Here is a 26498-nt window from a genome sequence, read left to right on the forward strand (position 1 = left end):
TGCTGTTATCTGTGAATAATGTATATGTCTTTGAAGTGGTCTGGTTTTGTAGTTAAGCATTTGGCTGTCGCGGCTATGATGTGTATGACACTTAGTGCTTGTGATATAAACCATACCAACTCAAAAGATCACTCTAGTGCAAGTTCTAATTCTATGCATGAAGAAAATTTAATAAAAAATAGTACATCTACAAAAACATTAGACTATGTAGCAGGACGTACTTTTTTACCTCAGCAAAATTTAGATCAAACTGAAAAATTAAGCGGAATTGCATTGCAGTATGTAGGGCGATATCACACTCGAATTTCATGTGAGGATGCTTTTGCCGATTGTGAATCAGGCGAAGCGGAGTACATTTTAAATTTATTGCCCAATGGATCGGCTTATTGGAATGTGATTCATTTTGGTCGCGTGGGGAGTAAAGATGGAGCCAAAAGCGCTGCTGTAAATGAATTGTGCCCTTCTTTAAATTGGAAAGTAGATGAAAGAGAGCATGAGTTAACCATCCACTGTCCTTTATCTAACGTTAATTTTTATTTTAAGACTGATTCAAAAAAAAGATTGATCGTGAATCTAGAAAAACTGTTTTATAGCGACCACGGTAAAAACCGTGAGTTTTTGGAGCAAAACTATTTTGTTCCAAAGCAAGCTTATGTTCTGACTAAAGAATAAATATTCAATTTTACTTAAATAAAAAAGAGCGCAATATGAATTGCGCTCTTTTTTATTTCACGATTTAAAAATCATTAGTAGTCAAAGCTGAAGTGTTCAACTGGTAATGATGTTAATGTGCGAGAAGTTGTCACCATCGACTCTGCATGACCTTGAGTACGAGGTAACATACGGTCAAAGTAGAAGTCTGCAACTTTGATTTTTGCTTTATAGAATTCAGGCGTTTCTGCACCGTCACCTGCTTCAAGTTTCTCAGAAGCAATAACTGCTTGTTGAGCCCAGAAGTAAGCCATCATTACGTAACCAGAGAACATTAAAAAGTCTACAGAAGCAGAAGATACGATGTCACGGTCTTTACGTGCAGCAAGCATGATACGAACAGTTAAAGTGTTCCACTGGGCACAAAGCTTAGTTAAATCCCAAGCAAAACGACGTAAGTATTTATTACGTGCGTGTGCAGCACAGAATTTTAAGATTTCAGCAGTGTAATCACGAACCACTTTACCTTTTGAGCTAAGCAATACTTTACGACCAATCAAGTCAAGTGCTTGAATGCCTGTTGTACCTTCGTATAGCGTTGAGATACGAGCATCACGAGCGATTTGTTCCATGCCCCATTCTTTAATGTAGCCATGACCGCCGTAAACTTGCATACCGTTGTTTGCAGCCTCTAAACCAAGTTCAGTTAAGAAACCTTTCAAAATTGGTGTATAGAAACCAAGTTTGTCATCGTAGTCTTCGTAAGCAGCTTGATCACCACGTGTTAATGCATCTGTCATTTTGTCTGCAAGTTTTGCAGCATGATAGATCATTGAACGACCACCTTCAGCAATTGCTTTTTGAGTCAACAACAGGCGACGTACGTCAGCATGATGAATGATTGCATCAGCAACTTTGTCTGGATCTTTTTTGCCAGAAAGTGCACGCATAGACATACGATCTTTCGCATAAGGTAGTGCACCTTGGAAAGATAACTCGGCGTGCGCAATACCTTGAACAGCAGTACCAATACGTGCTGTATTCATGAAGGTAAACATTGCGTGTAGGCCTTTGTTAACTTCACCGATTAAATAACCAGTGGCATTATCAAAGTTTAGTACAGCCGTTGCAGAAGCTCGGATCCCCATTTTGTGTTCGATTGAACCACAAGTTACTGCATTGCGTTCACCGATACCACTCTCAGCAGTAGGGATGAATTTAGGTACGATAAATAATGAAATACCACGAGTACCAGCAGGAGCATCTGGAAGGCGTGCAAGTACAATGTGAATAATATTTTCAGTTAAGTCATGTTCACCGGCAGAAATAAAGATTTTCGTACCAGAGATTTTATAAGTGCCATCTGCTTGAGGTTCAGCTTTAGTTTTAACTTGTCCTAAGTCGGTACCACATTGAGGTTCGGTTAAGCACATTGTGCCGCTCCAAGTACCTTCAACAAGTTTAGGCATATACGTTTGTTTTTGCTCATCGGTACCGAATTGTAAGATGGTGTTCATACAACCTGAGCTTAAGCCAGGGTACATCGTAAATGACCAGTTTGCCGTACCCATCATTTCTGATTTGATGAGGTTTAAAGACATTGGTAGACCTTGACCACCAAACTCTTCTGGATAAGAAAGGCCTTGCCAACCGCCCATTACGAACTGGTCGTAAGCTTCTTTAAAGCCTTTAGGTGTAGTTACTTCGCCGTTGTCAAAATGGCAACCTTCTTCATCCCCAGATTGGTTAAGTGGCGATAATACGTTTTCACAATAATCTGCCGCACCTTCAAGAATCATATCAACCGTATCTGGATCTGCATTTTCACCATTTGATAAAGTTTTGTAGTGAGCAGGGTAATCTAATACTTCATTCATTAAGAAGCGAATATCGTGTAGCGGGGCTTTATATGCTGGCATGGCTTTAATCCTAATTTTGAATCATTGTGGGATTATCTGAATCGATGATTTGATTATTCACTCGCATGATAAAAATACAATGATAATCACATCCGAAAGAAATGTCAGAAAAGCGAATTTTGTCGAAAATAAATACACCTGAAAATACATTTTCTGCTACATTCAGGACTTATACTTTTATGTGAAAAAACAACTATTTTTTATTTTTAGCAAGTTTTGCTAAAAAGATAAAGCGATAAGGTTTTAAAAAAGGTTATGCATTTAAAATATCTCAGTTTATGTTTATTCAGTTTGGGTTTGACCGCTTGTGCGCAGCATAACCTACGCCCCTCAGTGGCATCTGCTAATTTAGATCAAAAAGTCATTCAGGGTATGAATGCAATGTATGAATACCCAAGCTATGACTACCGCGGGAATTTTAAAGTTAATGTTGATCCAAATCAGCCCAAGAAAATAAGCGCTGTAGAGAAAACGGTTCAACTTGATGCTGAAGTACAAAAAAAAGTAGATCAATATTTACGTGAACAAAAAATTAATTTGAATAAAAAACAAAAGCAGGCGCTTTATACTGCAATTGCAAATGAGCAATCAGCTTCGGGTGTATCAGGCGAATCTCGTTCAGAAAAAGTGAATGCCGTATTAATCAATTTATTAAATGACCTCCAATTTAGTTACGATGGTTCAGTTCATTATCGTCAAAAAATGGGATCTTTTAATCTCACTGCAAGATATGAGAAACCGACCTTATTGGTGCAGGCAAAATTGCCAATGGTCATTGATCTAAAAGACTATAAATTTTACGTTAATTATTTCGGATTAATGCCTTATTTGGTCAATAAAGACAATCAAAACAACTTAGCTTATGTCGATTTTTCAAAGTATAAAAATCTGTTTACAAACGTCGATATGAAGAAGTTTATTGAATATGCGAAAGCTTCTGGTGCCGTATCTTATCGTCTAGCTGAACCACAAAATTTACAACGTTTATCTATTACAGAGGCTGACCGTAAGGCAGGAATTGTAGAAAAAATTCGTTTAAAAGGTACGGTTGAAGAGTTACTGCTGCAATCGGAACTCTATGGTCAAGTCAATGAAAAATATCTTCAAAAAAATGTTTTAGGGTTTGATGACCAAAAGATTGCTGAATCTATAGCAACTGAACTTGCTACTTCTGAAGCTAAGAAAAAGGCGGCTGGTGCTGAGGGGCAGAAGGTTTCGTCTGAAGATGCAGCCGCAGTCAGCCAGCAACTTTATTCACTCATTAACGCTCATTTTGGCGGTACATTGGCTTCTGAAGAGGGCGATGAAGAACAAGCGAGTGCACAAGAAGCTGCGGCAGAGGAAGCTTCTGACTCAGCTCAAGCTGAAGACGCTGCTGTAGCAGATGCTGAAGAAATCGCACAAGATGAAGAAGGCCCAACCCTTACACAAGAACAATGTGTTGAGTTACAGACTCTTAAAAAACCAGTAGTTTTAGGGGATGTTAATTACTGTCAAATATATGGTGTTGATGTTCTTAATCAAAGTGTTGAAAGTACCCAAAAAACTCAGAATAAGGCTCGCCAAGCTGCACTAAAACAAACTTTTGCTGCTTATGATCAGAGCCAGTTTGTTAATGATGACGCATTCAAAACTTTATGGTTAAAACATAAAGTAGAGATTGAACAAGCTTTACCAAAACAAAGAAATCCAATTGCAGTTGATGTGGGATTGGATGAAAAAGGCCGTTTAGTCAACGTAGACTATGACATTGCATATACACCAGCCGAGTTTAATCATCGCTTTAATATTAAAGCAGACATGCAAATTTTAAATTATGGTAAAGCAACTTCAATTGACCAGCAGCAACTTAAACAAGCTAAATCAGTTGCAGAGGCAAGCAAAGGTTCTTTATTTGAAAACTTCGTAAAAGGTTTTAGTGAAAAACTTGGGCAGAGTGATGTTTCTGAACATCCAGTTGGCTCACATAGCGATATACAAGATTTAGATTCGAGTCTGGCGCTATTGGCTAACCAAACTTATGATGCAACACGTGCCTATGACAAAACGTATAAGGCTGTGTTTATTGCAAAATTGACTGCCGACAAACCGTCATATATTAATTATTACTCAGTTCAACAGTTGCAAGAAATTGCCGAAGTTTATGCTTATTGGTTCTCTGAAGAAGAAACCTATAATCCTCAAGGTAAGGCTTTAGAGCGTATCGAGGCATTGCAGAAAAAGCATCATCTTGAGCAAGAAGATCAGTTTGATAATGAGTTAGGCCGTGCTGTAGACCATATTGTGATTACAACGATACAAGGCAAGGCAGGGCGTGAAGCATGGCAAAAATTACAGAAACAATATAAGCAGCCTGAGCAGCTTTTCTCGAAACAATATCAATTAGAATTTGAACAACAAAATGGTGCTTCTGCTGAAGAAAAACCATTGTTATCACAAACTGCTGATATTTTAGGGAAAGTGTATGTTGCAGCACGTAAACAACAGCTTACGGAAAAAACAATTCAGAATTTAAAACCTGAACATAATGAGTTTATTGATTATGAGATTTTCCGAGACGTTTATCAGCAAATGGTTACGACCAAAAAATAATAAATGAAATAAAAAAGAACCTACATCATGTAGGTTCTTTTTTTATATTTATAGAAAATCTTTTAATTCAAGTCTTACGCCATTCCAGATATAGAAGGCTTCAATTGCCTGACCCACTAACATCCCAAAACCTTCAGAATAGGGCACATTGCGTTGTTTAGCTTGATCAAGGAAGCTAGATGGTTTGCCATATGCCATTTCATAAGCGTGTTCGAATTGTAAATTTTCAGGAAGCTGTAGAGCATCTCCTGAAAGGCTTGCAGAAGTTGCATTAATCACAATGTCAAATTTCCCTTCTAGCTCATTGAGGGAAATTGCTTGTAATTGAGTTTGTGGAGCTGCAGCTTTTAAGTCATCTACAAGTTGTTCAGCACGGGCTTCGGTGCGATTTGCAATCACAATCTTCTTCGCGCCAGCCTGTACGAGTGGGTAAATAACACCACGAGTTGCACCACCAGCCCCTAAAATTAAAATAGTTGTATTTTCTAGGTCCCAATCTAAAGCTTGAATTGCGGCGACTAAGCCTTGGCCATCTGTGTTATCGCCGTGCAATTTGCCATTTTCCATCCATAACGTATTTACAGCTTTAGCAATTTGAGCACGTTCGGTTAACACATTGCACAAAGCGAAAGCCTGTTCTTTAAACGGCACAGTAACGTTCATGCCACTTCCGCCTTCTGCAAAGAAACTACGCATACTTGGTTCAAAACCATCAAGAGGGGCAAGACGTTTTTGATAGTTCAGGTCAACACCTGTTTTTTGAGCAAAAGCATGATGCAATTCAGGAGAACGTGATTGTTCGATCGGGTTGCCAATTACTGCAAACTGTTTGGTCATTCTTATATCCAAAATTTTAAAATGGCATGAAGCAGATAAAACCTATACTGAATATTCAGTAGGCCTCACTATAAGCCAAATTGGAATCAGAAAAAATATTTGAATAGAAACAAAGAAGTTGAAAATAAAAAAGGAGATTCTTTAGGGTGGAAGCCAAAGAATCTCCAAAAAGCAAAAAATTAAGCGACTTTTTCTTTTGAATTTAGCCAGTCACGTGGTTTTAGGTAATAGTCAGTTAAACGTTTTTCTGGAGAGTCTTCATCCCATTCAGGACGATACGACCAACCTGCAAGGTTAGGTAGACTGACTAAAATAGATTCGATACGTCCGCCTGTTTGTAAACCAAACAATGTTCCGCGGTCATACACTAAGTTGTATTCAACATATCTACCACGACGGTAAAGCTGAAACTCTCGTTGGGCTTCGGTGTAAGGCTGTTCACGATGTTTTTCAAAAATCGGCAAGATGGCATTTAAATAGCCATTACCGACAGCTTGAATATATTTAAAGCAGGTTTCGAAATCCCAGCCATTGAGATCATCAAAAAATAAACCACCGACGCCACGTTGCTCATCACGATGTTTTAAATAGAAGTAATCGTCACACCATTTTTTATGTTCAGCATAGACATTGTCACCAAAAGGCTGACATAAGTCGTGAGCGGCTTGATGCCAATCTATAACATCTTGTTCATCTGGGTAAAATGGTGTTAAGTCAAAACCACCGCCAAACCACCAAATTGGATCTTGTCCTTCAGGCTCTGCAACGAATAAACGTACATTGGCATGAGAAGTTGGAATATTGGGGTTTTTAGGGTGAATCACTAACGAAACACCAAGTGCTTGTGCTTTAGCACCAGCAATTTGAGGGTGACGTTCTGTAGCAGAAGGGGGGAGTTTACTAATGTTGATGTGAGAAAACATCACACCACCTTTTTCAATCACTATACCATTTTGCAAAACTCGCGAACGGCCACCGCCACCTTCTGGGCGCTCCCAATCATCAATAATAAATTCACTCGTACCGCCGCCAGCTTTTTCTTGTTGTTCTAAACCAGCACATATACGGGCTTGTAAATCGAGGAGAAATTCGCGGACACGTTGAATATCTGTGGAAGTCGGATGTTGCATAGTGACCCTCAAAGATGATTGAGATAGGAGATAGATACATCAAAGCACAAAACCATAAAAAAAGTAAGGGATTTTTAAGAAATGTCTTAGAAATCCCTTCCAATTATTTTTAAATTTATAATTTTGGTTTAAAAATCATCTTTTTGATAAAGGTGATCCATACGTTCACGTTTGGTTTTTAAATATTCTTCATTAAAAGGGTTGCGCCCAACGGTTAATGGAACGCGGTCAACAATATTAATTCCTTGATCTTTGAGCGCCTGAATTTTCAAAGGATTATTGGTAATTAACTTAACTTCTTTCACTTCTAAATGATCTAGCATGATGCTACACATATCGTAACGACGTGCATCGGCAGGTAAATTTAAAAGTAAGTTAGCATCTACGGTGTCATGTCCCTGATCTTGTAAAGCATAGGCGCGAATTTTATTCGTTAGTCCAATACCACGACCTTCTTGACGTAAATATAAAATAACGCCTTGGCCTGCATCGTTGATGAGCTTTTGAGTTGCCTGCAATTGAGGACCACAGTCGCATTTTAATGACGCAAAAGCATCACCTGTTAAACATTCTGAATGTACACGAACTAAAACAGGGCCTGTGGGTGGTTTTTCTAACCCTTTAGAAAGTGCCACATGTTCTTCACCTGATACCGGATCTTGAAAAACAGAAATATTGAATTCACCAAAAGCGGTCGGGAGTTTTGATGTTGCAATGAACTCTATAGGCACAGATTAACTCATCTTTTAACCGAAAACGGTTTAAAGTATAGCGTAATGCTGGGAGATTGGTCGAATTGTCATAATCATTTTGCGTATGAAGGTTTTCTTTTTTGTATAAAGAAGACGATAATAGTTGATAAATAGTCAGATTATTCAGGATAATCTGCCAACCATACCCATGATGTATGAGAGACTGCTTTGCATGACCTCGTTCGCAAATGTGGCTGATTGAAGGTGACTTCATTCGATTGTATGATCGACCCATTTTGACCCAGCTTAGGATTTGCCAGGCTTATAAAGGCTTTGCCACATATGTTGTATACCGAAATTCCAACTCAACGCCCTGTTACGCCATTGTTAGATGCAATTGATCATCCTCAACAATTACGTCAGCTCGAGCATAGCCAATTGGTTCAAGTGGCTGATGAGTTGCGTCAATATATTTTATATGCAGCAGGCCAGAGTGGTGGCCATTTCGGTGCTAATCTCGGCGTGGTTGAGCTGACGGTTGCGCTGCATTATTGCTTTAATACTCCAAATGACCGATTAGTTTGGGATGTAGGACATCAGGCCTATCCGCACAAAGTCCTGACAGGTCGTCGTGAACAAATGACCACGATTCGATCTAAAAACGGTTTAGCCGCATTTCCAGCCAGAGAAGAATCAGTTTTCGATACATTCGGCGTAGGACATTCATCAACAGCAATTTCAGCTGGGCTAGGAATGTCGTTAGCACGTCGTTATCAAAAAGACCCGTGTGAAGTCGTTTGTATTGTCGGTGATGGTGCAATGACAGCAGGTATGGCATTTGAAGCCATGAACGATGCTGTTGCACATAATGCCGATTTAATTGTTGTGCTCAATGACAATGACATGTCAATTTCTTGTAGTACAGGTGGCTTTGCTAAACATTTGGCTGCAATTTGGGAAAAAGGCCATTTAGTTAACGTTAATGAAGATGGCGAAGCATATATACAGCCGCATCCAAAATGGACTTATAACTCTCGTTTGCATCAATCAGCAACAGATGCTGCCGATAACTTATTTAAAGCAATTGGTTTTGATTACTTTGGTCCATTCGATGGTCATGACGTAAATCAACTGGCCCAAGTATTTAATGCTCTGAAGAAGCGTAAAGGTCCACGTTTAGTACACGTCTATACTAAAAAAGGTAAAGGTTTTACTCCCGCAGAAGCGGATCCGATTACCTATCATGCAATTAGCAAAATTAATGCAACCTCAGCAGGTAAAACACCACCTAAATATTCTGATGTATTTGGTCAGTGGTTATGTGATGAGGCGGCCCAAGATGAGCGTCTACTCGCGATCACACCGGCGATGTGTGAAGGCTCAGGCATGGTTCAGTTTGCTAAAGAATTTCCACAGAGATTTTTTGATGTTGCGATTGCTGAACAGCATGCTGTAACGCTTGCAGCAGGAATGGCTTGTGAAGGCTTAAAACCTGTTGTTGCAATCTATTCAACGTTCTTGCAGCGTGGTTATGATCAGCTTATTCATGATGTTGCATTACAAAATCTTGATGTGACTTTCGGGATTGACCGTGCAGGTTTGGTTGGTGAAGATGGTCCAACTCATGCAGGTGCATATGATTATGCATACATGCGTACAGTTCCAAACATAGTCATCATGGCGCCCAAAGATGAAAATGAATGCCGTCAGATGCTTCATACAGCCTATGTCTACAATGGACCAGCTGCGGTACGTTACCCACGTGGTGCAGGGGTAGGTGTTGAAATTCAGCAAGAGTTGACCGCTATTGAATTAGGCAAAGCTGAAATTGTTGCTGAAGTAAAGACGAGCTGTGAAGAGCAGATTACAATTTTGGCATTTGGTAGCCGAGTGATGGTAGCTGTAGAGGCTGCTGAACAATTTGCACAAAAACATGATGTGGGTGTGCGTGTTGTAAATATGAGGTTTGTGAAACCACTTGATGAAAAAATGATTCGTGGTTTAGCTGAACACACTCATTTATTTGTCACTGTTGAAGAGCATGCTGTTATGGGCGGTGCAGGTAGTGCGGTTAATGAATTTATGGCGCAAGAACAAATTGTGAAACCTATTCTAAATTTAGGTTTGCCAGACTTGTTCTTACAACAAGCTTCACATGGACAAATGCTACAAGATTGCGGGTTAGATGCTAAAGGTATTTTGAGCTCAATTGAGCGAGCTTGGCTTAAGCTAAATCAGGTAGTTTAAGCCTTCATAAAAAATTTGAAACATTTTCCCCCTAAAAGCGCATATATTTGCTAAAATATCTGCGCTTTTATGCATTATTCTTTGTCAAAATCTTCAAATTTGTCTAGTGGGTGTTCAATGGAACCTATGGTGGTTATGGCTGCGCGTGCGGCTCAAACAGTTGGTCAAGAGCTTTTAAAAGCGCATCAAAATCGTCATAAACTCGATTTACAAGTTGAAGAGAAAGGCATTGATGGCCCGGTAACACGTCTAGATCGTTATTTAGAACAATTAGCGATTGATACGTTGCGTAAAAGTTATAAAAACCATAGCTTCTTAGGTGAAGAGTTTGGTTTACAAGAAGGTAAAGGCCATGATGCAGAGTGGTGCTGGGTAATTGACCCGCTTGATGGCACACAAAACTTTATTAATGGTTTCCCTCATTTCTGTATTTCTATTGCAGTTCAGCATAAAGGTGTTACTCAACACGGCGTAATCTACGATCCAGTACGTGATGAATTATTCTCTGCTAGCCGTGGTCGCGGTGCAGTTATGAATCAACGCCGTATTCGTGCCAATGTAAAAGATACTTTAGAAAATACATTCTTGGCAGTAGGCCATCCTTACCGTGCTAAACGTGATGGTGAAATCGTATCTTATGCAGAGCAGCACTTCGCATCATTATTAGCGGTTACTCAAGCAGGTGCACAAATCCGTCGTGGCGGTTCAGCTGCTCTAGATTTAGCATATGTAGCTGCGGGTCGTTTTGATGGTTTCTTTGAGCTTGGTTTAAAGCCATGGGATATTGCTGCTGGTGAACTTATTCTTAAAGAAGCAGGCGGTGCGGTTGTTGATGCACGTGGTGGCAATAACTCATTTGAAAATGGTCAAGTACTCGCATGTTCGCTTAAAATGCTAAAACCGTTAATGCAAACAGTTGTTCCAGCTTGGGATAAAGCTGCAAAATAATTTAGTGTATTATTAATAAAACCCTCTTTAATCAGAGGGTTTTATGTTTTTGGTAAAGAGTAAAATTAAATTAATTCTAGAAATATGTATAAAGTTGATTAAAACACATGACTTTTAATTTATTTCTGCTATAATCCGCCAACGCACTTAAATTTCCGTTCATTACCTGAACATTCTGTTCTATTCATTGTAAGCGCACGCTGTCCATAGAGAGGACCATTTCTTGCGCCCCGATCGCTCAGCGATTCTTCAGGTTCGGCCGTAATCAAGCATGCGTTTAGTCCACATCGTCGTTACTCGGATTGCCGCTGAATAAAAGTTTCAGCTCTTTTTGCTTTGCCGCTTTTTGCCGATGTCTATTTTGTATTTATTAAAAATGGAGCACCCACAAGGGTGAAACTCTCTATGAGCAAATCTTTTGCCGAATTTTCTTTGCATGAAACCTTACAACAAGCGCTTGAAGGTTTAGGTTTTACTACCCCAACTGCCGTGCAAGAACAAGCAATTCCTGCTGCTTTAGAAGGTAAAGACCTTCTCGTATCAAGCCAAACTGGTTCTGGTAAAACTGCAGCATTCTTACTCCCAACATTAAATGCTTTAGCTGGTCAAGAGTCTGCTGTACCGTTCAAAGACCGTATGAAAGCAGTGACTCAACCGAATATTTTGGTAATTTCACCAACTCGTGAATTGGCACAGCAAGTAAGTCAAGATGCAATTGCACTTGTACGTCACATGAAAGGTGTTCGTATTGCTGCCATTATGGGCGGTATGCCATTTGCAAAACAAATTCAACAATTAAAAGGCGCGCAAGTTGTTGTTGCAACACCTGGTCGTTTACTTGACTTGGTGAATCGTCGTCAAATTAAATTAGATCAAGTAGATGCTTTAATCGTTGATGAAGCGGACCGTATGCTTGACCTAGGTTTCTCTGAAGACTTAGAAGCAATTAGCGAATTAGCGGCTAACCGTAAACAAACATTAATGTTCTCTGCAACATTTGCTGATCGTATCATTCGTCTTGCATCATGCATGATGAAAGATCCTATGCGTATCGCAATTGAAACAGGTCATTCAACCAATACAGATATTACACAAACATTGCATTGGACTGATGGCTTTGAACATAAGAAAAAATTACTTACACATTGGTTAAGTGATGAAAGCTTAGATCAAGCTGTTGTTTTTGCTAGCACGCAAGAAGATACAGATATGTTGGCAGAAGAACTTGCTGAAGCAGGTCATTCTGTTGTTGCACTTCATGGTGCAATGCCACAAACAGTTCGTAACCGTCGTTTACGTAGTATTCGTGAAGGTCGTGCAAAAATCTTAGTTGCAACTGACGTTGCTGCTCGTGGTCTTGACGTTCCGACTATTTCTCACGTAATTAACTTTGGTCTTCCGATGAAGCATGAAGATTATGTACACCGTATTGGTCGTACTGGTCGTGCTGGTCGTACTGGTCAAGCAATTACTTTAGCGACTTATCGTGAACGCGGTAAGATCCGTGCACTTGAAGAATATTTAGAAGCACGTTTGAGTGTTTCTGAAATTGAAGGCTTAGAGCCATCTCCACCTCCTGCTCGTTCAGGTCGTGATGGCGGTGGTCGTGGCCGTAGTGGTAATGGCGGCGGTGGTCGTGATGGTCGTCGTAGTGGCGGCGGTGGTTTTGGTGGCGGTCGTCGTTTTGAAGGCGAAAGCAACTTTAAACGCCGTGAAGGTGGTGGTCGTGATGACCGTCCACGTCGTAGCTTCGATGATAAACCACGTGGTGAACGCCCAGCGTTTGGCGGTGGTGAAGATCGTCCACGTCGCGAGTTCAATTCAGACCGTCCACGTCGTGAAGGTGGTTTTGAAGATCGTCCACGTCGTGAGTTCAGTGCAGATCGTCCACGTCGCGAAGGTGGTTTCAATGATAAACCGCGTTTTGAATCGAATGATGACAACCGTGGTAATCGCGTAGATTATAAACCACGTCGTGAAGGTGGTTTGAGTGACCGTCCAAAACGTAGTTTTGGTGGTGAAGACCGTCCACGTCGTAGTTTTGATGACAAACCACGCGGTGAGCGTCCAGCGTTTGGTGGTGAAGATCGTTCGCGCCGTAGTTTTGATGACAAACCACGTGGTGAGCGTCCAGCGTTTGGCGGTGGCGATGATCGTCCAAAACGTAGCTTTGGTGGTGGTGATGATCGTCCACGTCGTAGTTTTGATGACAAACCACGTGGCGAGCGTCCAGCGTTCGGCGGTGGCGATGATCGTCCAAAACGTAGCTTTGGTGGTGGTGAAGATCGCCCACGTCGTAGCTTCGATGATAAACCACGTGGTGAACGCCCAGCGTTTGGCGGTGGTGAAGATCGTCCGCGTCGTAGTTTTGATGATAAACCGCCGCGTCGTAAATTCGACCGCTAATCAATATTTAGTTTGAAAAAAGGCCAGTAAAAATACTGGCCTTTTTTATTTTTCAGTTTTGTTATAAACTAACAAAATGTGAATTGGTTCAATTTTTTATTAAATAATGCGTAAAAGTAAACGAAAAGAAACAGTAATGGCACAATTGAAGAATCTTTTGCTTCAGCATGGTTTGCCTTATCTTTTTATTGCACTCGTTTTGTGTAATGGTGTTTACTTTGCCTATGCTTTTATAAATGGAAGTTCTGTTGAGCAATTCCAAGCTTCTGAATTGACCTCTTTTTACGAATATACTTCTTCTATTTCTATAAAATAAGTTCGATTTGCTTTTGTCAAAATTACAACAAGTTTGCTAATTTTCAGTGTTATAGTATGCGTGCATAAAAGTGCAGGAACGATTGCCATTATGAATAATAAAACTCCTCTCTCGACTCAACCGCTTATTGAAGTGAAAAACTTGAGTTTTAATCGAGGGGAACGCGTCATTTATGACAATATTAGTTTAAATATACGTCGAGGCCAGATTACGGCCATTATGGGACCTTCTGGTACAGGTAAAACAACTTTATTACGTCTGATTGGTGGACAATTAGTTCCAGATCAGGGGGAAGTTTTACTCGACTCTAAAGATATTGCCAAAATGTCTCGTCAGGAACTTTTTTCAGCCCGTGCACGTATGGGAATGTTATTTCAGAGTGGGGCTCTATTTACGGATATGTCCGTTTATGAAAATGTAGCGTTTCCAATCCGAGCGCATACTAAGCTTCCTGAAAATCTCATTGCTGAACTGGTTGCATTAAAACTCGAATCGGTGGGTCTGCGTGGTTCTGAACAATTAATGCCGACAGAACTTTCAGGTGGTATGAATCGTCGTGTGGCATTGGCTCGCGCGATAGCACTTGATCCCGATTTAATCATGTACGATGAACCTTTTGCAGGTCAAGACCCAATTGTGAAAGGTGTTTTGACACGTTTAATTCGTTCACTACGTGAAGCGTTAGATTTAACAACAATTATTGTTTCGCATGATGTCGCAGAAACATTATCGATTGCTGACTACATCTATGTGGTAGCTGAAGGAAAAATTCAGGGAGAGGGTACACCTGAAGAGTTGCAAAAATATGCTTCTCCATTTGTACACCAATTCTTAACAGGTTCGGCAGAAGGACCGGTTGAATACCAGTTTAGTCATCAAACTTATTTAAATAACGAGGTTCGTCCATGAATACGATTGCCTGGTTAGGTAGACTCGTTATTGAGCGGATTCGAGGCATTGGTGCTGCGGCACATATGCTCTTGCAGATTATTTTTTCATTTCCTACCAAGGGTGGTTTCGGTCGTTTCGGTTACCAAATGCACCGCGTAGGTGTGATGTCCTTACTTATTATTACCGTTTCTGGTTTGTTTATTGGTGCGGTTCTTGGCTTGCAGATGTATAGCATTTTGGTCACTTTCGGTGCTGAGTCGATGTTGGGTACAGCGATTTCGTTAACACTACTCCGTGAGCTTGCTTCTGTGGTTGCTGCATTGCTATTTGCAGGACGAGCAGGTTCTGCATTGACTGCCGAAATTGGTTCAATGAAGCAAAGCGAACAGCTTGCCAGTATGGAAATGATTGGTGTTGACCCTTTAAAGCAAATCGTATCACCACGTCTTTGGGCAGGTATTGTCAGTTTGCCAATGTTAACTGTGATATTTGCAGCCATTGGTATTATTGGTGGCAAGATGGTCGGGGTTGACTTTTTAGGTGCTGATGAAGGCTCCTTCTGGAGTGGTATGCAAAATACAGTGCGTTTCTGGCATGACATTTTCAATGGCACGATTATTAAAAGTATTGTTTTTGCTTTGATTTGTACATGGGTAGCCGTATATCAAGGATATGCGTGTGATCCGACACCAGAAGGCATTGCAACGGCAATGACCCGGACGGTTGTGTATTCTTCATTATGTGTTTTAGGTTTTGATTTCGTGTTGACTGCGGTCATGTTCGGAGGGATTTAATGAAATCACGTAGTAGTGAACTGGCCGTTGGTGTCTTTGTTATTATCTTCGGTATTGCATTGTTTTTTTTAGCGATGAAAGTCAGTGGTCTTGTTGGTACGAACTTAAGTGATAGTTATACCATGAAGGCTCAGTTTGATAACGTCAATGGGCTAAAGCCGCGTGCTAAAGTGACAATGAGTGGTGTTACAATTGGTCGTGTTGATTCAATTACGCTTGATCCAGTTACGCGTTTGGCTACCGTAACATTTGGTTTAGATGGCAAATTGACAAGTTTCAATCCTGAACAATTAAAAGAAGTTCAGAAAAATGCACTGGAAGAATTGCGTTATAGCTCGGATTATACCCAAGCTTCTCCAGAGCAACAAAAAACAATGGAACAGCAACTGACCAGTAACATGACGTCCATCACTAGTATTGATGAAGATGCTTATATAATGGTAGCAACGAATGGTTTGTTGGGTGAGAAATATTTGAAAGTTGTACCTGGCGGTGGTGTGAACTACCTGAAACGAGGTGACACGATTTCAAACACTCAAGGAACTATGGATTTAGAAGATTTAATTAGTAAATTTATTACTGGTGGCGGGGCGGGTAAAGTTGCTGCCGGTTCAGGCTCAACAGAAGCAGATGCTCCTGCAAGCAGTGCACAAGCATCATTTGTTGAGTAAAAGATTATTTGAAGGAGTGGTTCCTGGTGAATACGTTGTTTAAACAAACCCTGACAGCAAGTCTTTTGTCTACTATGATTGTCGGTACAGCTTTTGCTGCACCTTCAGAAGCACCGCCTGAGTTCATCAAGCGTGTTGCTGATGGTTTGATTACTCGTTTAAAAGCTGATCATGCAAAATTGCAAAGTAATCCAGCATTAGTGAAGAGTATTGTGCGTCAGAATTTAGACCCGTATGTTGATTCACAAGCATTTACACGCATTGTGATGGGTACTTATGCAACAAATCAGTATAGTACAGCAGCGCAACGTGCTCAGTTTGAAACAAACTTCCGTAATACATTAATTGAAAATTACGGTACTGCATTTGCTAAGTATACGAACCAAAGCTATACCATGCGTCCTTACAAGGCAACTGCGGGCAAAAACCCGGTAGTGACATTGGACTTTAATCACAATGGTGAAAAAATTCCTGTGTCTTTCCAGTTGGCTGATAAAGGTACACAATGGAAAATCCGTAATATCAATGTTTCTGGTATTGATTTAGGATTACAGTTCCGTAACCAGTTTGCTGCAACTGTGAAGCGTAATGGTGGTGATTTAACTAAAGCCATTGCAACCTTCCAACCGGATGCAGATGCTGCTGTTAATCAGAAAAAACAGAAATAAGTAGGTGACGAGTGATTCAGTATCTCAACCAGCAATTGGTTGTTTCGGGGAAAATTGATTTTGAAAATGCGGAACAACAGTATCAAGCAGGTTTAGCTATCATTAAGAAGCAGCAAAGCTTCCCTTTGGTGGTAGATTTAACACAGCTTGAGCATGGTAGTACCTTGGCATTGGCTGTTTTAGTCCAATGGTTACGAGTGACTCCACGAAAAGCTGGTTTACATTTTAAAAATGTACCTGAAAAAATGCTGAAGATCATTCAAGCTTGCCATTTGCAGGAAGATCTACATCTGATTTGATCTGTAAAATATAAAAAAGCACCTAAATATAGGTGCTTTTTTATGCTTAGAATTAGCATTTTATTACAAAGCTTAGATCCATTTTTTCCAGCGGAAGTAAATGATGGGACCAATAAAGAAGCCCATAATAATGAGTAAAACAATAAAGAAACTAGTCGTACCATGTGCGAAAGGTAATACATCTGTGTTCATGCCATAGATACTGGCAATGAGCATAGGTGGAGCTAACATACTTGGTAAAATCGAGAATCGACGGATCGTGTCATTCTGCTCGGTATTAATGAATCCAGACGTTGTATCAAGCAAGAATCGTACTTTTTGGAACAAGAAAGCATCGTGTTCTACGAGTGAGCGAACATCCTCACTAAGTTCTCGAATATCCGCGTCATAAATATGACTGCCTAATGCGCGGGGACGTGATAAAAAAGTAAGTACACGTCGCAAATCAATTAAACAGAGCTGCGCTTTTCCTAACATATCTTCTTGTTGAGCTAGGCGTGTAATCATGTCATCAAGATCTAGAATTTGTTCACGTTGGTGGTTATTGAGAACTTCAGTAGAGTATTTTTCTAAATCTTTGTGGATATCTTCTAAGATATCCGCAAGCTCATCGAGTTTTGCCTCAAGAAGACCTAATAAAATCCATGTGGGGTCTTTATAGTCCATGTCGTAGTCGTTGCGACGTGCGCGTGCACGGAAGGCACGAAAAGCCACTAGTTTTTCGCCACGCATCGTAAAGAGACGGTCTTTATGTAAGATAAATGCAACCGTTTGCACCATCGCTAAAATATGCGATGAGTCTTCTGCATCACCATCAACTTGATAATTTTTATTTTTCGTTAAAAAATAGGTGCTGATATGCAAAATACCGTCATCATCACGGTAAAATCGTGCTGAGGATGAAATATCTTCAAGCGACTTTAGTGTGGGTAAATTTTGATCATAGGCATCTAAGACCCATTGTTGCTCTTCTTGAGAGGGGGCAATAAGATCAAGCCAGACTAATTCGGGATGTAGATCAAATCCACCATTGATGGTGGCATCTTCCAGACTTCCGCGTTCTGTGGCATAAAAGGCTTCAAGCATGTGTCTTTTTTCCTCACGCAGTCTGATGGAAATGGATGGGTGTATTTTAGACAAGGATTTGCCGAAAAACACTTGCTAATACGCTATTTTGCAAAAAAAAACTCTATTGATAGTTTAGTTTGTCAGCATGACAGTTCAGTAAAACGGTTTTTATACTATGAATTCAATTTGTATTTTCTGTGGTTCATCTCTTGGTTCAGACCCAATTTTCCAACAAGTTGCCCAAGTTACAGGCGAGGCAATTGCAAAACAGGGTAAAACCTTGGTTTATGGTGGTGGTCGTTCGGGCTTAATGGGTGTTGTCGCTGATAGCGCCTTACAAGCTGGTGGACAAGTCATTGGCGTAATTCCTCGTGCTTTGGTCGATCGTGAGTTAGCTCATCCGGGCTTAACCAAATTGTATGTGGTCGAAAATATGCATGAGCGTAAAACCAAAATGGCAGACCTTTCCGATGGTTTTATTGCTTTGCCAGGCGGCGCAGGCACATTAGAAGAAATCTTTGAACAATGGACGTGGGCTCAATTAGGTATTCATCAGAAACCATGTGCTTTCTTAAATGTAGCTGGCTTTTATGAAGATTTACTTAAAATGATTCAAGGTACAGTGGATAATGGATTTAGTCAGGCGCGCTTTGTCGATAAGTTAATTGCTTCTGATCAAATTGAAACCATTCTAACTCAATTTGAACATTATAAGGCGCCGCAACCCAAATGGATAAATGCTGATGTTCAGCCATAAAGAGGTTAAATAGGTGAAAACAATTACGGTCGCTGCTGCAGTGATCTTGAACGAGAAAAATCAGTTGTTGCTCGTAAGAAAGCGTAATACCCATGCTTTTATGCAAGTGGGTGGTAAGCTGGAACCGAATGAGGCACCAGAGATCACAATGCAGCGAGAAATTTTAGAAGAAGTTGGAAGTTCTTGTGTAATTGAGCAATTTCTTGGACGTTTTGAAACAGCAGCGGCGAATGAACCAGATCATATTCTGGTAAGTCATTTATATTTTGTTCAGCTCGATCAAGTTCCTAAAATTGCAGCCGAAATTGCAGAAATGAAGTGGATAGAGCTAAATGATTCAGAAACTTACCTCGCACCCTTGACTCGTGAAGTTGTTATTCCTTGGTGTGAGCAGCATCTATCTACAGTTTAATTAACTTAGCTCGTTAAAGTTGCTGCTAAACAAGCTGCATGAATGGATGTACATCCGAGTTGTTTTATTGCCTGACTGAGGGCATAAATTGAGCTTCCGGTTGTGACCACATCATCAATAATGAGAATGCGGCGATAGCGCCGTTTTTCATGAGTGAGTGCAATAAATTGCTGTTCAATATTTTCAAGTCTTTCTAAGCGTGAAAGCCCTTTTTGCGAATGCTCGGCAAGGCGTTGTACTGGCTGCCAAATAGGTGTTTTTAATTGCTTGCTTAAGATATTTGCGAGTAACAAAGACTGATTGAAACCACGTTCAATTAAGCGTTGATTCGAAATTGGCATAGGTACAATAGCCTGTACTTTAGGAAATTTTAGTTGCTGTAGAATTTCACCTAACAAGATTTGATAATGTAATTTTTGTTCATATTTAAACTGCTGAATGATCCGGTTAACTGGATATGCATAATCACAGGCTACAAGAACTGATTGGTTATTGCGCTGAATTGTTTGTTTAAGCCAAGGTAACTGTCTCCAACAGTCCTTGCAGAGCGAATGTTTTTCTCGCACACCTGACTCACACAACAAGCAAGGTGAGAGTGAATGGATAAGATGTTGCGGATTTAAGAAACTAAACATATGCGTAGCGAGGCGCTTCTGGAAGCCAACGTTTTAATAATGCATCTGCTTGTTCTGGGTAATCTTTTAATACTTGTTGAGCTACATAATGAGCTTGACTGAGTAAGTGATCATCTCGCTCTAGATGAGCTACTCTAAATCCCATATCTCCAGTTTGTTTAGTACCCAGTAATTCACCTGGTCCGCGTAATTCCAGATCTTTTTCTGCAATCACAAAGCCATCATTACTCTCTCTTAAAATAGAAAGCCTCTCTTGCCCATTTTGTGAAAGGGGCGTTTTGTATAAAAGTACGCAAAAACTGGCTTGAGCGCCTCGACCTACACGACCACGTAACTGGTGTAACTGAGAAAGCCCTAAACGCTCGGCATTTTCAATCACCATAATGGAGGAGTTGGGGACATCTACTCCAACTTCAATGACCGTGGTGGCAATAAGAAGCTGTAATTCATTATTCTTAAACGCTTGCATGACCGATTGTTTTTCGTCGGCTTTCATTTTGCCATGCACCAAGCCAATATTGAGCTCTGGAAAGCGCTCTTTCATTTCCTGATAAGTTGCTTCAGCTGCTTGAGCATCTAAAGTTTCAGACTGCTCAACCAGTGTGCATACCCAATACGCCTGTTTCCCATCTCTGCAATTCGAAGCAATTCGTTGAAGTACTTCCTCACGACGATCAAGCGGAATCGTAACCGTTTGAATTGGGGTGCGACCCGGTGGTAACTCATCAATAATTGAAGTGTCTAAGTCACCATATGCACTCATTGCCAGTGTTCTTGGAATAGGGGTAGCTGTCATGACGAGTTGGTGAGGGGTAAACTGCTCCGCACCTTTATTACGTAGAGCTAAGCGTTGATCTACGCCAAAACGATGCTGTTCATCAATAATCACTAGACCTAATTTTGCAAATCCAACGGTATCTTGAAATAACGCGTGTGTACCAATAATAAGTTCAGCATGACCTTCTTTAATTTGCTGCTCTGCTTGAGCACGCGCTTTACCTTTTTGTTTTCCAGACAACCATGCGACAGTAATACCTAATGGTTCAAACCAACGCTTAAAATTCAAATAATGCTGTTCTGCAAGAATTTCGGTAGGAGCCATTAACGCAACCTGCCAATCAGCTTCTAAAGCATGGCAAGCAGCTACAGCTGCAACCAAAGTTTTTCCAGCGCCTACATCGCCTTGTACTAATCGCAGCATTGGTTGGTGCTGTTTTAAATCATTCAAAATTTCTTTAGATACACGTTTTTGTGCATTGGTCATTTGAAAAGGCAAAGCTTCTAATAACTTTTTAGCTAATATTTTACTACTTGAAAAAGCCGGAGATGCAATTTGACGGATATAAGCACGGCGATTAAGTAAACTAATCTGGTGTGCAACTAACTCTTCAAAAATAAGCCGTTGTTGGGCTGGATGTGAACCTTCGGCCAATTGAACCATATTGGCATCAACTGGCGGCTCATGAATGTAATACAAAGCCTCTTTGAGGGCATAGCCATTGGTATATTGCTTAGGCAGTAGCTCTGGCAAAGCATCACTATGATGTTTTAATGCTTGTTTTACATACTCACGTAATTTTGGTTGGGTTAGACCCTCAGTACTTGGGTAAATTGCTGTAAGTTGGGTCTTTGGTAGGGGGGTATGTTCATTCATGAGGTGAATTTCAGGATGATACATCTCAAGGCCACGCGCCCCTACGCGAACTTCACCAAAAATACGTAAGCGATGACCGGGTTTTATTTTGTCAGTGAGGTTTTTATAAATATGATAAAAGCGTAAGGTGACTTTACCGAACTCATCTTGAACCAAGGCTGCCATAGATTTTCGTTTTCCCGGAGGAAAATCAATTGATCTGACCTCGCCTTCGAGTAAATAGCTACGCCCAACTACGAGTTGATTCATTGCAATAATTGTACTGCGGTCTTCATAATCACGTGGCAGATGAAACAGTAAATCATCTGTGGTAAAAATATTTAGTTTTTCGAGCAGGGCTGCTGAAGCCGATCCAACGCCTTGTAACTGATGGACTGAAGTCATGTCCCCTCAACGAGTATTCTATGCATATATTATTTATCGGTTATGGTAAAACATCTCAGCGTGTTGCTAAACAACTATTTGAGAAAGAACATCAAATTACCACAATCAGCCGTAGTGTAAAAACAGATAGTTACGCAACCCATCTAGTTCAAGATATCTTTAAACTTGATTTAAGTAAAATTGAACCTGTAGATGTCGTGTATATTTTACTTTCCCCGACAGAAGGTACGGTTGAGGGTTATCAGCATACTTATGTAGATAGTATTGAACCGATTCGAGAAGCATTAAAAATACATCCAGTAAAAAAAATAATTGTAGTCTCTTCTACGCGGGTATATGGTGAAAATACAGGAGAGATCATTGATGATTTTAGCGAAATTCAGCCAAGTGATGCACAAGGCCATATATTGCGTACTATGGAGCTAGTTTGGCAGAAGTATTATCCAAACCAATGTGTAATTGTTCGCCCAACTGGCATTTATGGATCTTCCGTTGCCCGTTTAAAGAAAATGGCTGAAAATAGTCAAAGTTATCCAAATATTCATTATAGTAATCGAATACATATTAATGATTTAGCAAGCTTTTTAGCTTTTATGGCTAGCTATGAAACTGATCAAGCGAGCTATATTGTGACTAATAATCAACCATTGCCCTTGCATGAAATTATCTTGTGGTTCCAAAAACAATTGGGATTGCCAGAGTTAACTTTAGAATCGAACCACACTTCAGGTAAAAGAATTTATGCTAAACATTTGCTTCAAACAGGTTTTCAATTAGAGCATCCAATTTGCTTTAATGACTATTTATTATGTTTAAATGTTCATGGTACATAATAAAATTTTGGTTAAACTTTAAATAAGAATAGAAATACCTGATGAGGCAGCCAAATTGCCGATAAAGATAAAAAGGTTGAAAGTGAAAAAAATTTGCTTAGCTCTTATTTTGAGTATAATAACAGCTTATAGTTGGGCCGAGGATCAGGTGTGGTGTGCATATGACCCGATTGGTTCCCAAGGGGATATCACACGTCGTTTAAATGACATTCGATTATATGCCCAGCAATATCAAGTCAAATTTAAAGTGGTTACCTATCAAAAGGAACAACAGGCCATACAAGCTTTTGACGAAGGTAAATGTTCAGGTTTAGCGGCATCTAATTTCAATACTTATCGTTATAACCAGTTTATGGGAAGTACTGCAGGTATCGGGCTCATTCCTAATAATCGTACTGCTAAAAGTTTATTACAGCTTTTGAATCATCCAACAGTCGAGAAAAGGCTCATTTCTAAGGACTATGAAGCAGTAGGGATGATTCCTATTGGCACTGCTTATATGGTCCTAAAAAATAAGAGAATCTCTAGGGTTGCTCAATTAAGAAATCAACGTATTGGCGTATTACCAAATAATCCACCACAACAGGCATTGGTACGAAGCGTGGGTGGTCAGCCAGTTTATGTTGATTTATCTAATGCAATTGTTCAGTTTAAGCAAGACAAAATCGATATTGTTCCAGCTCCTATATATGGATTATTGCCCTATAATTTACAGAAAGAATTTGGGCCAGATGTCCAAGTCATTAACTTTCCTTTGGCATATTTCGGTGTCAATTTAATTATTAAGCCACAAGCTTATCCTGCTAATTTTGGCCGAAAAATTCGAGGATGGTTTGTTCAAAATAGTCAATTACTGACTAACCGTGCGACCCAGTGGGAAAATCATTTACCTGCTTATTATTGGGTAGATGTCTCTTTTTATGAAAAACAGAGCTATGACGTTATGGTTGCAAAAATACGCAATCAGTACGTACTTTCAGGTTATTACGATGCTTATTTTGTTCAACTGATGAAGCGTCTGCGTTGTATGGATGATCCGCGCTATTTTGAATGTCCAATTCGCTAATAAAATAAAAGGCAACATTCGTTGCCTTTTATTTTGATTCAAAATCTTAAGATTTTTTACGCTTTAGACGTCGTTTTGCTTGTTGAGATGCCATAGCTTCAAGAGCATCTTTTAATTCTTCGTCGGTAAAGGTCGTGATGTGCTGTAACATTTGTAAGGTTACTTCATCAAGAACCAACTGTGCACCCGCAGCCATTTGACGGAAATTATCATCAAACTCGATTTGGCCTTGGTCATTGGTTCGAATGTAGTTTTGCTGTGTAAGTACTTTTAAGAAGCTTTGGAATAAAGCTTTGTCGAAGAACTCTGGCGAATTAAATTCATATAGAACTGACAAACGTTGTCCGAGTAAATGACTTAATTCTTCAACCTGTTTAGCAGAAATATTACCCGAACCACGTTGAGTAATGAGCGCAAGCGTCATGTAGTAACGCTCAAGGCTTTGCTTAACAGGAGTAGCTAAAACAACAAGCTGATTGTGCTCTTCAGTATTTGGTGCAGAACTAATCAAGTTACCTTCATCGTCTTGTTGAATCAGTTTCGATTGAACCAACGCATCTGCATATTGCTCAATTTGTTCTTTAAGCTCGCTACTCTTCCATTTAAGGAATAACTCTGCCTTCAAGAATGGATACAGGGTATAGATGACATTAGTTAAATCTGAACGACTGATTTTTCCATTGTGTTCAACAAGTGATGCAACCAATGACGGTAAAACAAAGGCGTGCAAAATGTTATTACGGAAATAGGTCAGAAGAACAGCTTGGTTATCTTCAATCGCAATAATATCGCCGAGTGCATGCTGAACTCGTTTAATGAGTTTAAGCTTTAAACCATAAGCAATAATTTCTTTACCAGAAAGTGGGGTTACTTCCATACGTTGGTCATATGGAAAGTTTGATGCCAGATTGCGATAAGCTTCAAGTTGCTTAATACAGATTTCTTCATCAAGCGTATGCTTTGGAGTTGCAAGCAAAATAATAGAAAGTAAAGAAACAGGGTTAATTACCACAGCTCGGTTAATATTTTCTAAAATTGCATGTGCAGAGCTATTTACTGCATCTGAAACCGCTTGAGGAATTGGGTCGTCATTTTTCTCGATATAAACATTTTCTGCATTATGTTGCTTAAGCAGATCATCAAGGAAAACAGGCTCACCAAAGTTCACGTGGACTTTACCGAAAATACGTTCAATTTTTCGTAAGGTTTTCACAATACCAAAAATTGATTCGGCTTCTTTTGGCTTACCTTGCATTTCACCCACGTAGGTCGAGCCTTCCATCAGTCGTTCATAACCAATATAGGTTGGTAAGAAGACGATAGGTTTAGCACGGCCACGTAAATGGCTGTGAACTGTCATGGCAAGCATGCCAGTTTTAGGCGGTAATAAGCGTCCTGTACGTGATCGTCCACCTTCAATAAAGTATTCGAGTGGCGTGTTACGTGACAAAATACTATATAAATATTCTTTAAATACTGTTGTATAAAGGCCATTTCCACGGAAAGAACGGCGGATAAAGAATGCACCGCCTCCACGTAAAAGTTGCCCTACAAATGGTAGATTTAAGTTATCACCCGCAGCAATATACGGAACCATTAAGCCACGTTTATAAATCACGTAGGATAATAATAAATAGTCAATGTGACTGCGGTGGCAAGGTGTATAAACCACTTCATAATCTTTTGCCAGTTCACGAACAGTGCTGAAGTTATGCACTTCTACGCCGTCATAAAGCTGGGTCCATAAGCGCGTTAAAGCAAGATCGGCAAAGCGTACAGCTGAGTGTGAATAATCCGATACGACTTCGTTCACATAACTAATCGCACGGCGTTCAGCTTCGAGCATGCTAACTTTCCCGCGAATACTTTCACGGCGAATAGCTTCTTGCACATCGCGAGATTTTACAACCGACTGCATAACATTACGGCGATCCGATAAATCGGGGCCTAATACCACTTCACGCTGACGGTCTAAATAATCATTTAATGTACTTACAATATAAGTTGCTGGTGAAAGGTTTGGATAATGCTGCTGTGCATATTCAACCAGTTCACGTAGCGATTGCGGTTCATGAAATTCTAAATACGATTGGCGACCATGTAAGCCAATGTTGACCAATTGCTTAACGGTGCTTGGTGTAGCCCAAGTATCTGAAAATAAGAGCTTAAACCAAGAATCTTCTTTATCTGGCGTACGGCCCCATAAAACGGTAACTGGAACAAGCTCTATATCAAGTTCAGGATTTTCTTGTAAGACTTCAATTAATTTTAGTAAGCGTGGTGGAAAAGCATGAGGAGGAGGATTCAGGAAATTATTTTCATCATTATGCTGTAAAAATAAAACCGATGCTTTTTCCTGATGAGTGCCAACAACTAATGGGTCTAACGCAGGTTTTAAATTTAAACGACGCGTTTCTCCATCAACCACCAAAGCATTGCTTCGAGAATGGTTTTGTAAGACATAACATACCACTTTCTTGCGGTCAGTCTTTGCTTCTGTTTCTGATACTGGTTCAGTAGGAACTTCCCCAAGAACATGTGGTGTTACCACGAGGTCAAGTAGTTTACTCGAAAGCCGACGATACATTTGACCAAACCCACTCTTGGACATAAGAACTCCTACTTCTT

General features: G+C 40.1%; 23 protein-coding genes. 15 read left to right on the forward strand and 8 right to left on the reverse strand.

The genetic code is table 11. The features are described from left to right. The first annotated feature begins 24 nt into the window (after positions 1–24). The gene (locus MSG66_RS10490; protein ID WP_324654082.1) at positions 25–672 is read left to right on the forward strand and encodes a hypothetical protein; all 648 of its coding nucleotides are present in this window, start codon (positions 25–27) and stop codon (positions 670–672) included. A gap of 74 nt (positions 673–746) precedes the next feature. On the opposite strand, the gene MSG66_RS10495 is transcribed toward MSG66_RS10490, so the two are convergent. Then, positions 747–2570: an acyl-CoA dehydrogenase C-terminal domain-containing protein gene (locus tag MSG66_RS10495; protein WP_042895262.1), complete on the reverse strand. Its 1824-nt coding sequence runs from the start codon at positions 2568–2570 to the stop codon at positions 747–749. Positions 2571–2825: 255 nt separating this feature from the next. Between MSG66_RS10495 and MSG66_RS10500 the strand changes: the two genes are divergently transcribed. Next, a complete protein-coding gene (locus MSG66_RS10500) occupies positions 2826–5162 on the forward strand; it encodes a hypothetical protein (protein ID WP_324654085.1) in 2337 nt (778 codons plus the stop codon). Between the two features lie 48 nt (positions 5163–5210). Here MSG66_RS10500 and aroE read toward each other — a convergent pair whose 3' ends face one another. From aroE to ribA, 3 genes are all read right to left on the reverse strand, one after another. Further along, positions 5211–5999, reverse strand: a complete 789-nt coding sequence (gene aroE / locus MSG66_RS10505) for a shikimate dehydrogenase (RefSeq protein WP_324654087.1) — start codon at positions 5997–5999, stop codon at positions 5211–5213. 179 nt (positions 6000–6178) lie between these two features. Further along, the gene (gene hemF / locus MSG66_RS10510; protein WP_324654089.1) at positions 6179–7129 is read right to left on the reverse strand and encodes an oxygen-dependent coproporphyrinogen oxidase; all 951 of its coding nucleotides are present in this window, start codon (positions 7127–7129) and stop codon (positions 6179–6181) included. Positions 7130–7257: 128 nt separating this feature from the next. After that, complete coding sequence (gene ribA / locus MSG66_RS10515) at positions 7258–7860, reverse strand: GTP cyclohydrolase II (protein WP_133971604.1); 603 nt, start codon at positions 7858–7860, stop codon at positions 7258–7260. Positions 7861–8163: 303 nt separating this feature from the next. Here ribA and dxs point away from each other — a divergent pair, with 303 nt between their 5' ends. From dxs to MSG66_RS10560, 9 genes are all read left to right on the forward strand, one after another. Next, positions 8164–10068, forward strand: coding sequence for a 1-deoxy-D-xylulose-5-phosphate synthase (dxs, locus tag MSG66_RS10520; RefSeq protein WP_324654090.1), 1905 nt, complete (start codon positions 8164–8166; stop codon positions 10066–10068). Positions 10069–10185: 117 nt separating this feature from the next. After that, positions 10186–11016, forward strand: a complete 831-nt coding sequence (locus MSG66_RS10525) for an inositol monophosphatase family protein (protein WP_133971607.1) — start codon at positions 10186–10188, stop codon at positions 11014–11016. A gap of 405 nt (positions 11017–11421) precedes the next feature. Next, positions 11422–13422 (forward strand): DEAD/DEAH box helicase, encoded by a 2001-nt coding sequence (locus MSG66_RS10530; protein WP_324654092.1) that lies wholly within the window; start codon positions 11422–11424, stop codon positions 13420–13422. 106 nt (positions 13423–13528) lie between these two features. Further along, the gene (locus tag MSG66_RS10535) at positions 13529–13738 is read left to right on the forward strand and encodes a hypothetical protein (RefSeq protein WP_202743295.1); all 210 of its coding nucleotides are present in this window, start codon (positions 13529–13531) and stop codon (positions 13736–13738) included. Between the two features lie 90 nt (positions 13739–13828). Next, positions 13829–14647: an ABC transporter ATP-binding protein gene (locus MSG66_RS10540; RefSeq protein WP_016140089.1), complete on the forward strand. Its 819-nt coding sequence runs from the start codon at positions 13829–13831 to the stop codon at positions 14645–14647. Then, the gene (mlaE, locus tag MSG66_RS10545) at positions 14644–15423 is read left to right on the forward strand and encodes a lipid asymmetry maintenance ABC transporter permease subunit MlaE (RefSeq protein ID WP_005038455.1); all 780 of its coding nucleotides are present in this window, start codon (positions 14644–14646) and stop codon (positions 15421–15423) included. Before MSG66_RS10540 ends, mlaE begins: the two co-directional genes overlap by 4 nt. Then, entirely contained in the window at positions 15423–16094 is a 672-nt protein-coding gene (locus MSG66_RS10550) for an outer membrane lipid asymmetry maintenance protein MlaD (protein ID WP_133971615.1), read from the forward strand. The genes mlaE and MSG66_RS10550 overlap by 1 nt, the downstream gene beginning before the upstream one ends. A gap of 26 nt (positions 16095–16120) precedes the next feature. Then, a complete protein-coding gene (locus MSG66_RS10555) occupies positions 16121–16762 on the forward strand; it encodes an MlaC/ttg2D family ABC transporter substrate-binding protein (protein ID WP_262473495.1) in 642 nt (213 codons plus the stop codon). An 11-nt stretch (positions 16763–16773) separates the two neighbouring features. Further along, positions 16774–17061 carry an STAS domain-containing protein gene (locus MSG66_RS10560; RefSeq protein ID WP_324654095.1) on the forward strand — a complete coding sequence of 96 codons (288 nt, stop codon included), beginning with the start codon at positions 16774–16776 and terminating at the stop codon, positions 17059–17061. 72 nt (positions 17062–17133) lie between these two features. Here the strand turns inward: MSG66_RS10560 and MSG66_RS10565 are convergent, their stop codons facing one another. Continuing rightward, complete coding sequence (locus MSG66_RS10565; RefSeq protein WP_004639553.1) at positions 17134–18147, reverse strand: magnesium and cobalt transport protein CorA; 1014 nt, start codon at positions 18145–18147, stop codon at positions 17134–17136. Positions 18148–18304: 157 nt separating this feature from the next. On the opposite strand from MSG66_RS10565, the gene MSG66_RS10570 reads away from it, so the two are divergent. Together MSG66_RS10570 and MSG66_RS10575 are read left to right on the forward strand one after the other, a co-directional pair. After that, a complete protein-coding gene (locus MSG66_RS10570; protein WP_324654098.1) occupies positions 18305–18886 on the forward strand; it encodes a TIGR00730 family Rossman fold protein in 582 nt (193 codons plus the stop codon). Between the two features lie 13 nt (positions 18887–18899). Then, positions 18900–19298, forward strand: a complete 399-nt coding sequence (locus MSG66_RS10575) for an NUDIX domain-containing protein (protein WP_324654100.1) — start codon at positions 18900–18902, stop codon at positions 19296–19298. Positions 19299–19303: 5 nt separating this feature from the next. On the opposite strand, the gene MSG66_RS10580 is transcribed toward MSG66_RS10575, so the two are convergent. Next, positions 19304–19933 carry a ComF family protein gene (locus tag MSG66_RS10580; RefSeq protein ID WP_324654102.1) on the reverse strand — a complete coding sequence of 210 codons (630 nt, stop codon included), beginning with the start codon at positions 19931–19933 and terminating at the stop codon, positions 19304–19306. Continuing rightward, a complete protein-coding gene (recG, locus tag MSG66_RS10585; RefSeq protein ID WP_324654104.1) occupies positions 19926–21971 on the reverse strand; it encodes an ATP-dependent DNA helicase RecG in 2046 nt (681 codons plus the stop codon). Before recG ends, MSG66_RS10580 begins: the two co-directional genes overlap by 8 nt. Before the next feature lie 20 nt (positions 21972–21991). On the opposite strand from recG, the gene MSG66_RS10590 reads away from it, so the two are divergent. Together MSG66_RS10590 and MSG66_RS10595 are read left to right on the forward strand one after the other, a co-directional pair. Continuing rightward, positions 21992–22804: an SDR family NAD(P)-dependent oxidoreductase gene (locus MSG66_RS10590; RefSeq protein ID WP_324654106.1), complete on the forward strand. Its 813-nt coding sequence runs from the start codon at positions 21992–21994 to the stop codon at positions 22802–22804. An 82-nt stretch (positions 22805–22886) separates the two neighbouring features. Continuing rightward, positions 22887–23870 (forward strand): putative solute-binding protein, encoded by a 984-nt coding sequence (locus MSG66_RS10595; protein WP_324654108.1) that lies wholly within the window; start codon positions 22887–22889, stop codon positions 23868–23870. A 46-nt stretch (positions 23871–23916) separates the two neighbouring features. On the opposite strand, the gene plsB is transcribed toward MSG66_RS10595, so the two are convergent. Further along, entirely contained in the window at positions 23917–26481 is a 2565-nt protein-coding gene (plsB, locus tag MSG66_RS10600) for a glycerol-3-phosphate 1-O-acyltransferase PlsB (RefSeq protein ID WP_133971628.1), read from the reverse strand. Positions 26482–26498 lie beyond the last annotated feature (17 nt).

Source organism: Acinetobacter sp. IK31, from assembly GCF_035615195.1.
Lineage (GTDB): Bacteria > Pseudomonadota > Gammaproteobacteria > Pseudomonadales > Moraxellaceae > Acinetobacter > Acinetobacter calcoaceticus_C.

Excerpts from the sequence above, each read along its gene's own strand:
- MSG66_RS10490 (WP_324654082.1), top strand. The coding sequence starts at position 25 with ATGTCTTTGAAGTGGTCTGGTTTTGTAGTTAAGCATTTGGCTGTCGCG.
- MSG66_RS10495 (WP_042895262.1), bottom strand. The coding sequence starts at position 2,570 with ATGCCAGCATATAAAGCCCCGCTACACGATATTCGCTTCTTAATGAAT.
- MSG66_RS10500 (WP_324654085.1), top strand. The coding sequence starts at position 2,826 with ATGCATTTAAAATATCTCAGTTTATGTTTATTCAGTTTGGGTTTGACC.
- aroE (WP_324654087.1), bottom strand. The coding sequence starts at position 5,999 with ATGACCAAACAGTTTGCAGTAATTGGCAACCCGATCGAACAATCACGT.
- hemF (WP_324654089.1), bottom strand. The coding sequence starts at position 7,129 with ATGCAACATCCGACTTCCACAGATATTCAACGTGTCCGCGAATTTCTC.
- dxs (WP_324654090.1), top strand. The coding sequence starts at position 8,164 with ATGTTGTATACCGAAATTCCAACTCAACGCCCTGTTACGCCATTGTTA.
- MSG66_RS10525 (WP_133971607.1), top strand. The coding sequence starts at position 10,186 with ATGGAACCTATGGTGGTTATGGCTGCGCGTGCGGCTCAAACAGTTGGT.
- MSG66_RS10530 (WP_324654092.1), top strand. The coding sequence starts at position 11,422 with ATGAGCAAATCTTTTGCCGAATTTTCTTTGCATGAAACCTTACAACAA.
- MSG66_RS10535 (WP_202743295.1), top strand. The coding sequence starts at position 13,529 with ATGCGTAAAAGTAAACGAAAAGAAACAGTAATGGCACAATTGAAGAAT.
- MSG66_RS10540 (WP_016140089.1), top strand. The coding sequence starts at position 13,829 with ATGAATAATAAAACTCCTCTCTCGACTCAACCGCTTATTGAAGTGAAA.
- mlaE (WP_005038455.1), top strand. The coding sequence starts at position 14,644 with ATGAATACGATTGCCTGGTTAGGTAGACTCGTTATTGAGCGGATTCGA.
- MSG66_RS10550 (WP_133971615.1), top strand. The coding sequence starts at position 15,423 with ATGAAATCACGTAGTAGTGAACTGGCCGTTGGTGTCTTTGTTATTATC.
- MSG66_RS10565 (WP_004639553.1), bottom strand. The coding sequence starts at position 18,147 with ATGCTTGAAGCCTTTTATGCCACAGAACGCGGAAGTCTGGAAGATGCC.
- MSG66_RS10570 (WP_324654098.1), top strand. The coding sequence starts at position 18,305 with ATGAATTCAATTTGTATTTTCTGTGGTTCATCTCTTGGTTCAGACCCA.
- MSG66_RS10580 (WP_324654102.1), bottom strand. The coding sequence starts at position 19,933 with ATGTTTAGTTTCTTAAATCCGCAACATCTTATCCATTCACTCTCACCT.
- recG (WP_324654104.1), bottom strand. The coding sequence starts at position 21,971 with ATGACTTCAGTCCATCAGTTACAAGGCGTTGGATCGGCTTCAGCAGCC.
- MSG66_RS10590 (WP_324654106.1), top strand. The coding sequence starts at position 21,992 with ATGCATATATTATTTATCGGTTATGGTAAAACATCTCAGCGTGTTGCT.
- plsB (WP_133971628.1), bottom strand. The coding sequence starts at position 26,481 with ATGTCCAAGAGTGGGTTTGGTCAAATGTATCGTCGGCTTTCGAGTAAA.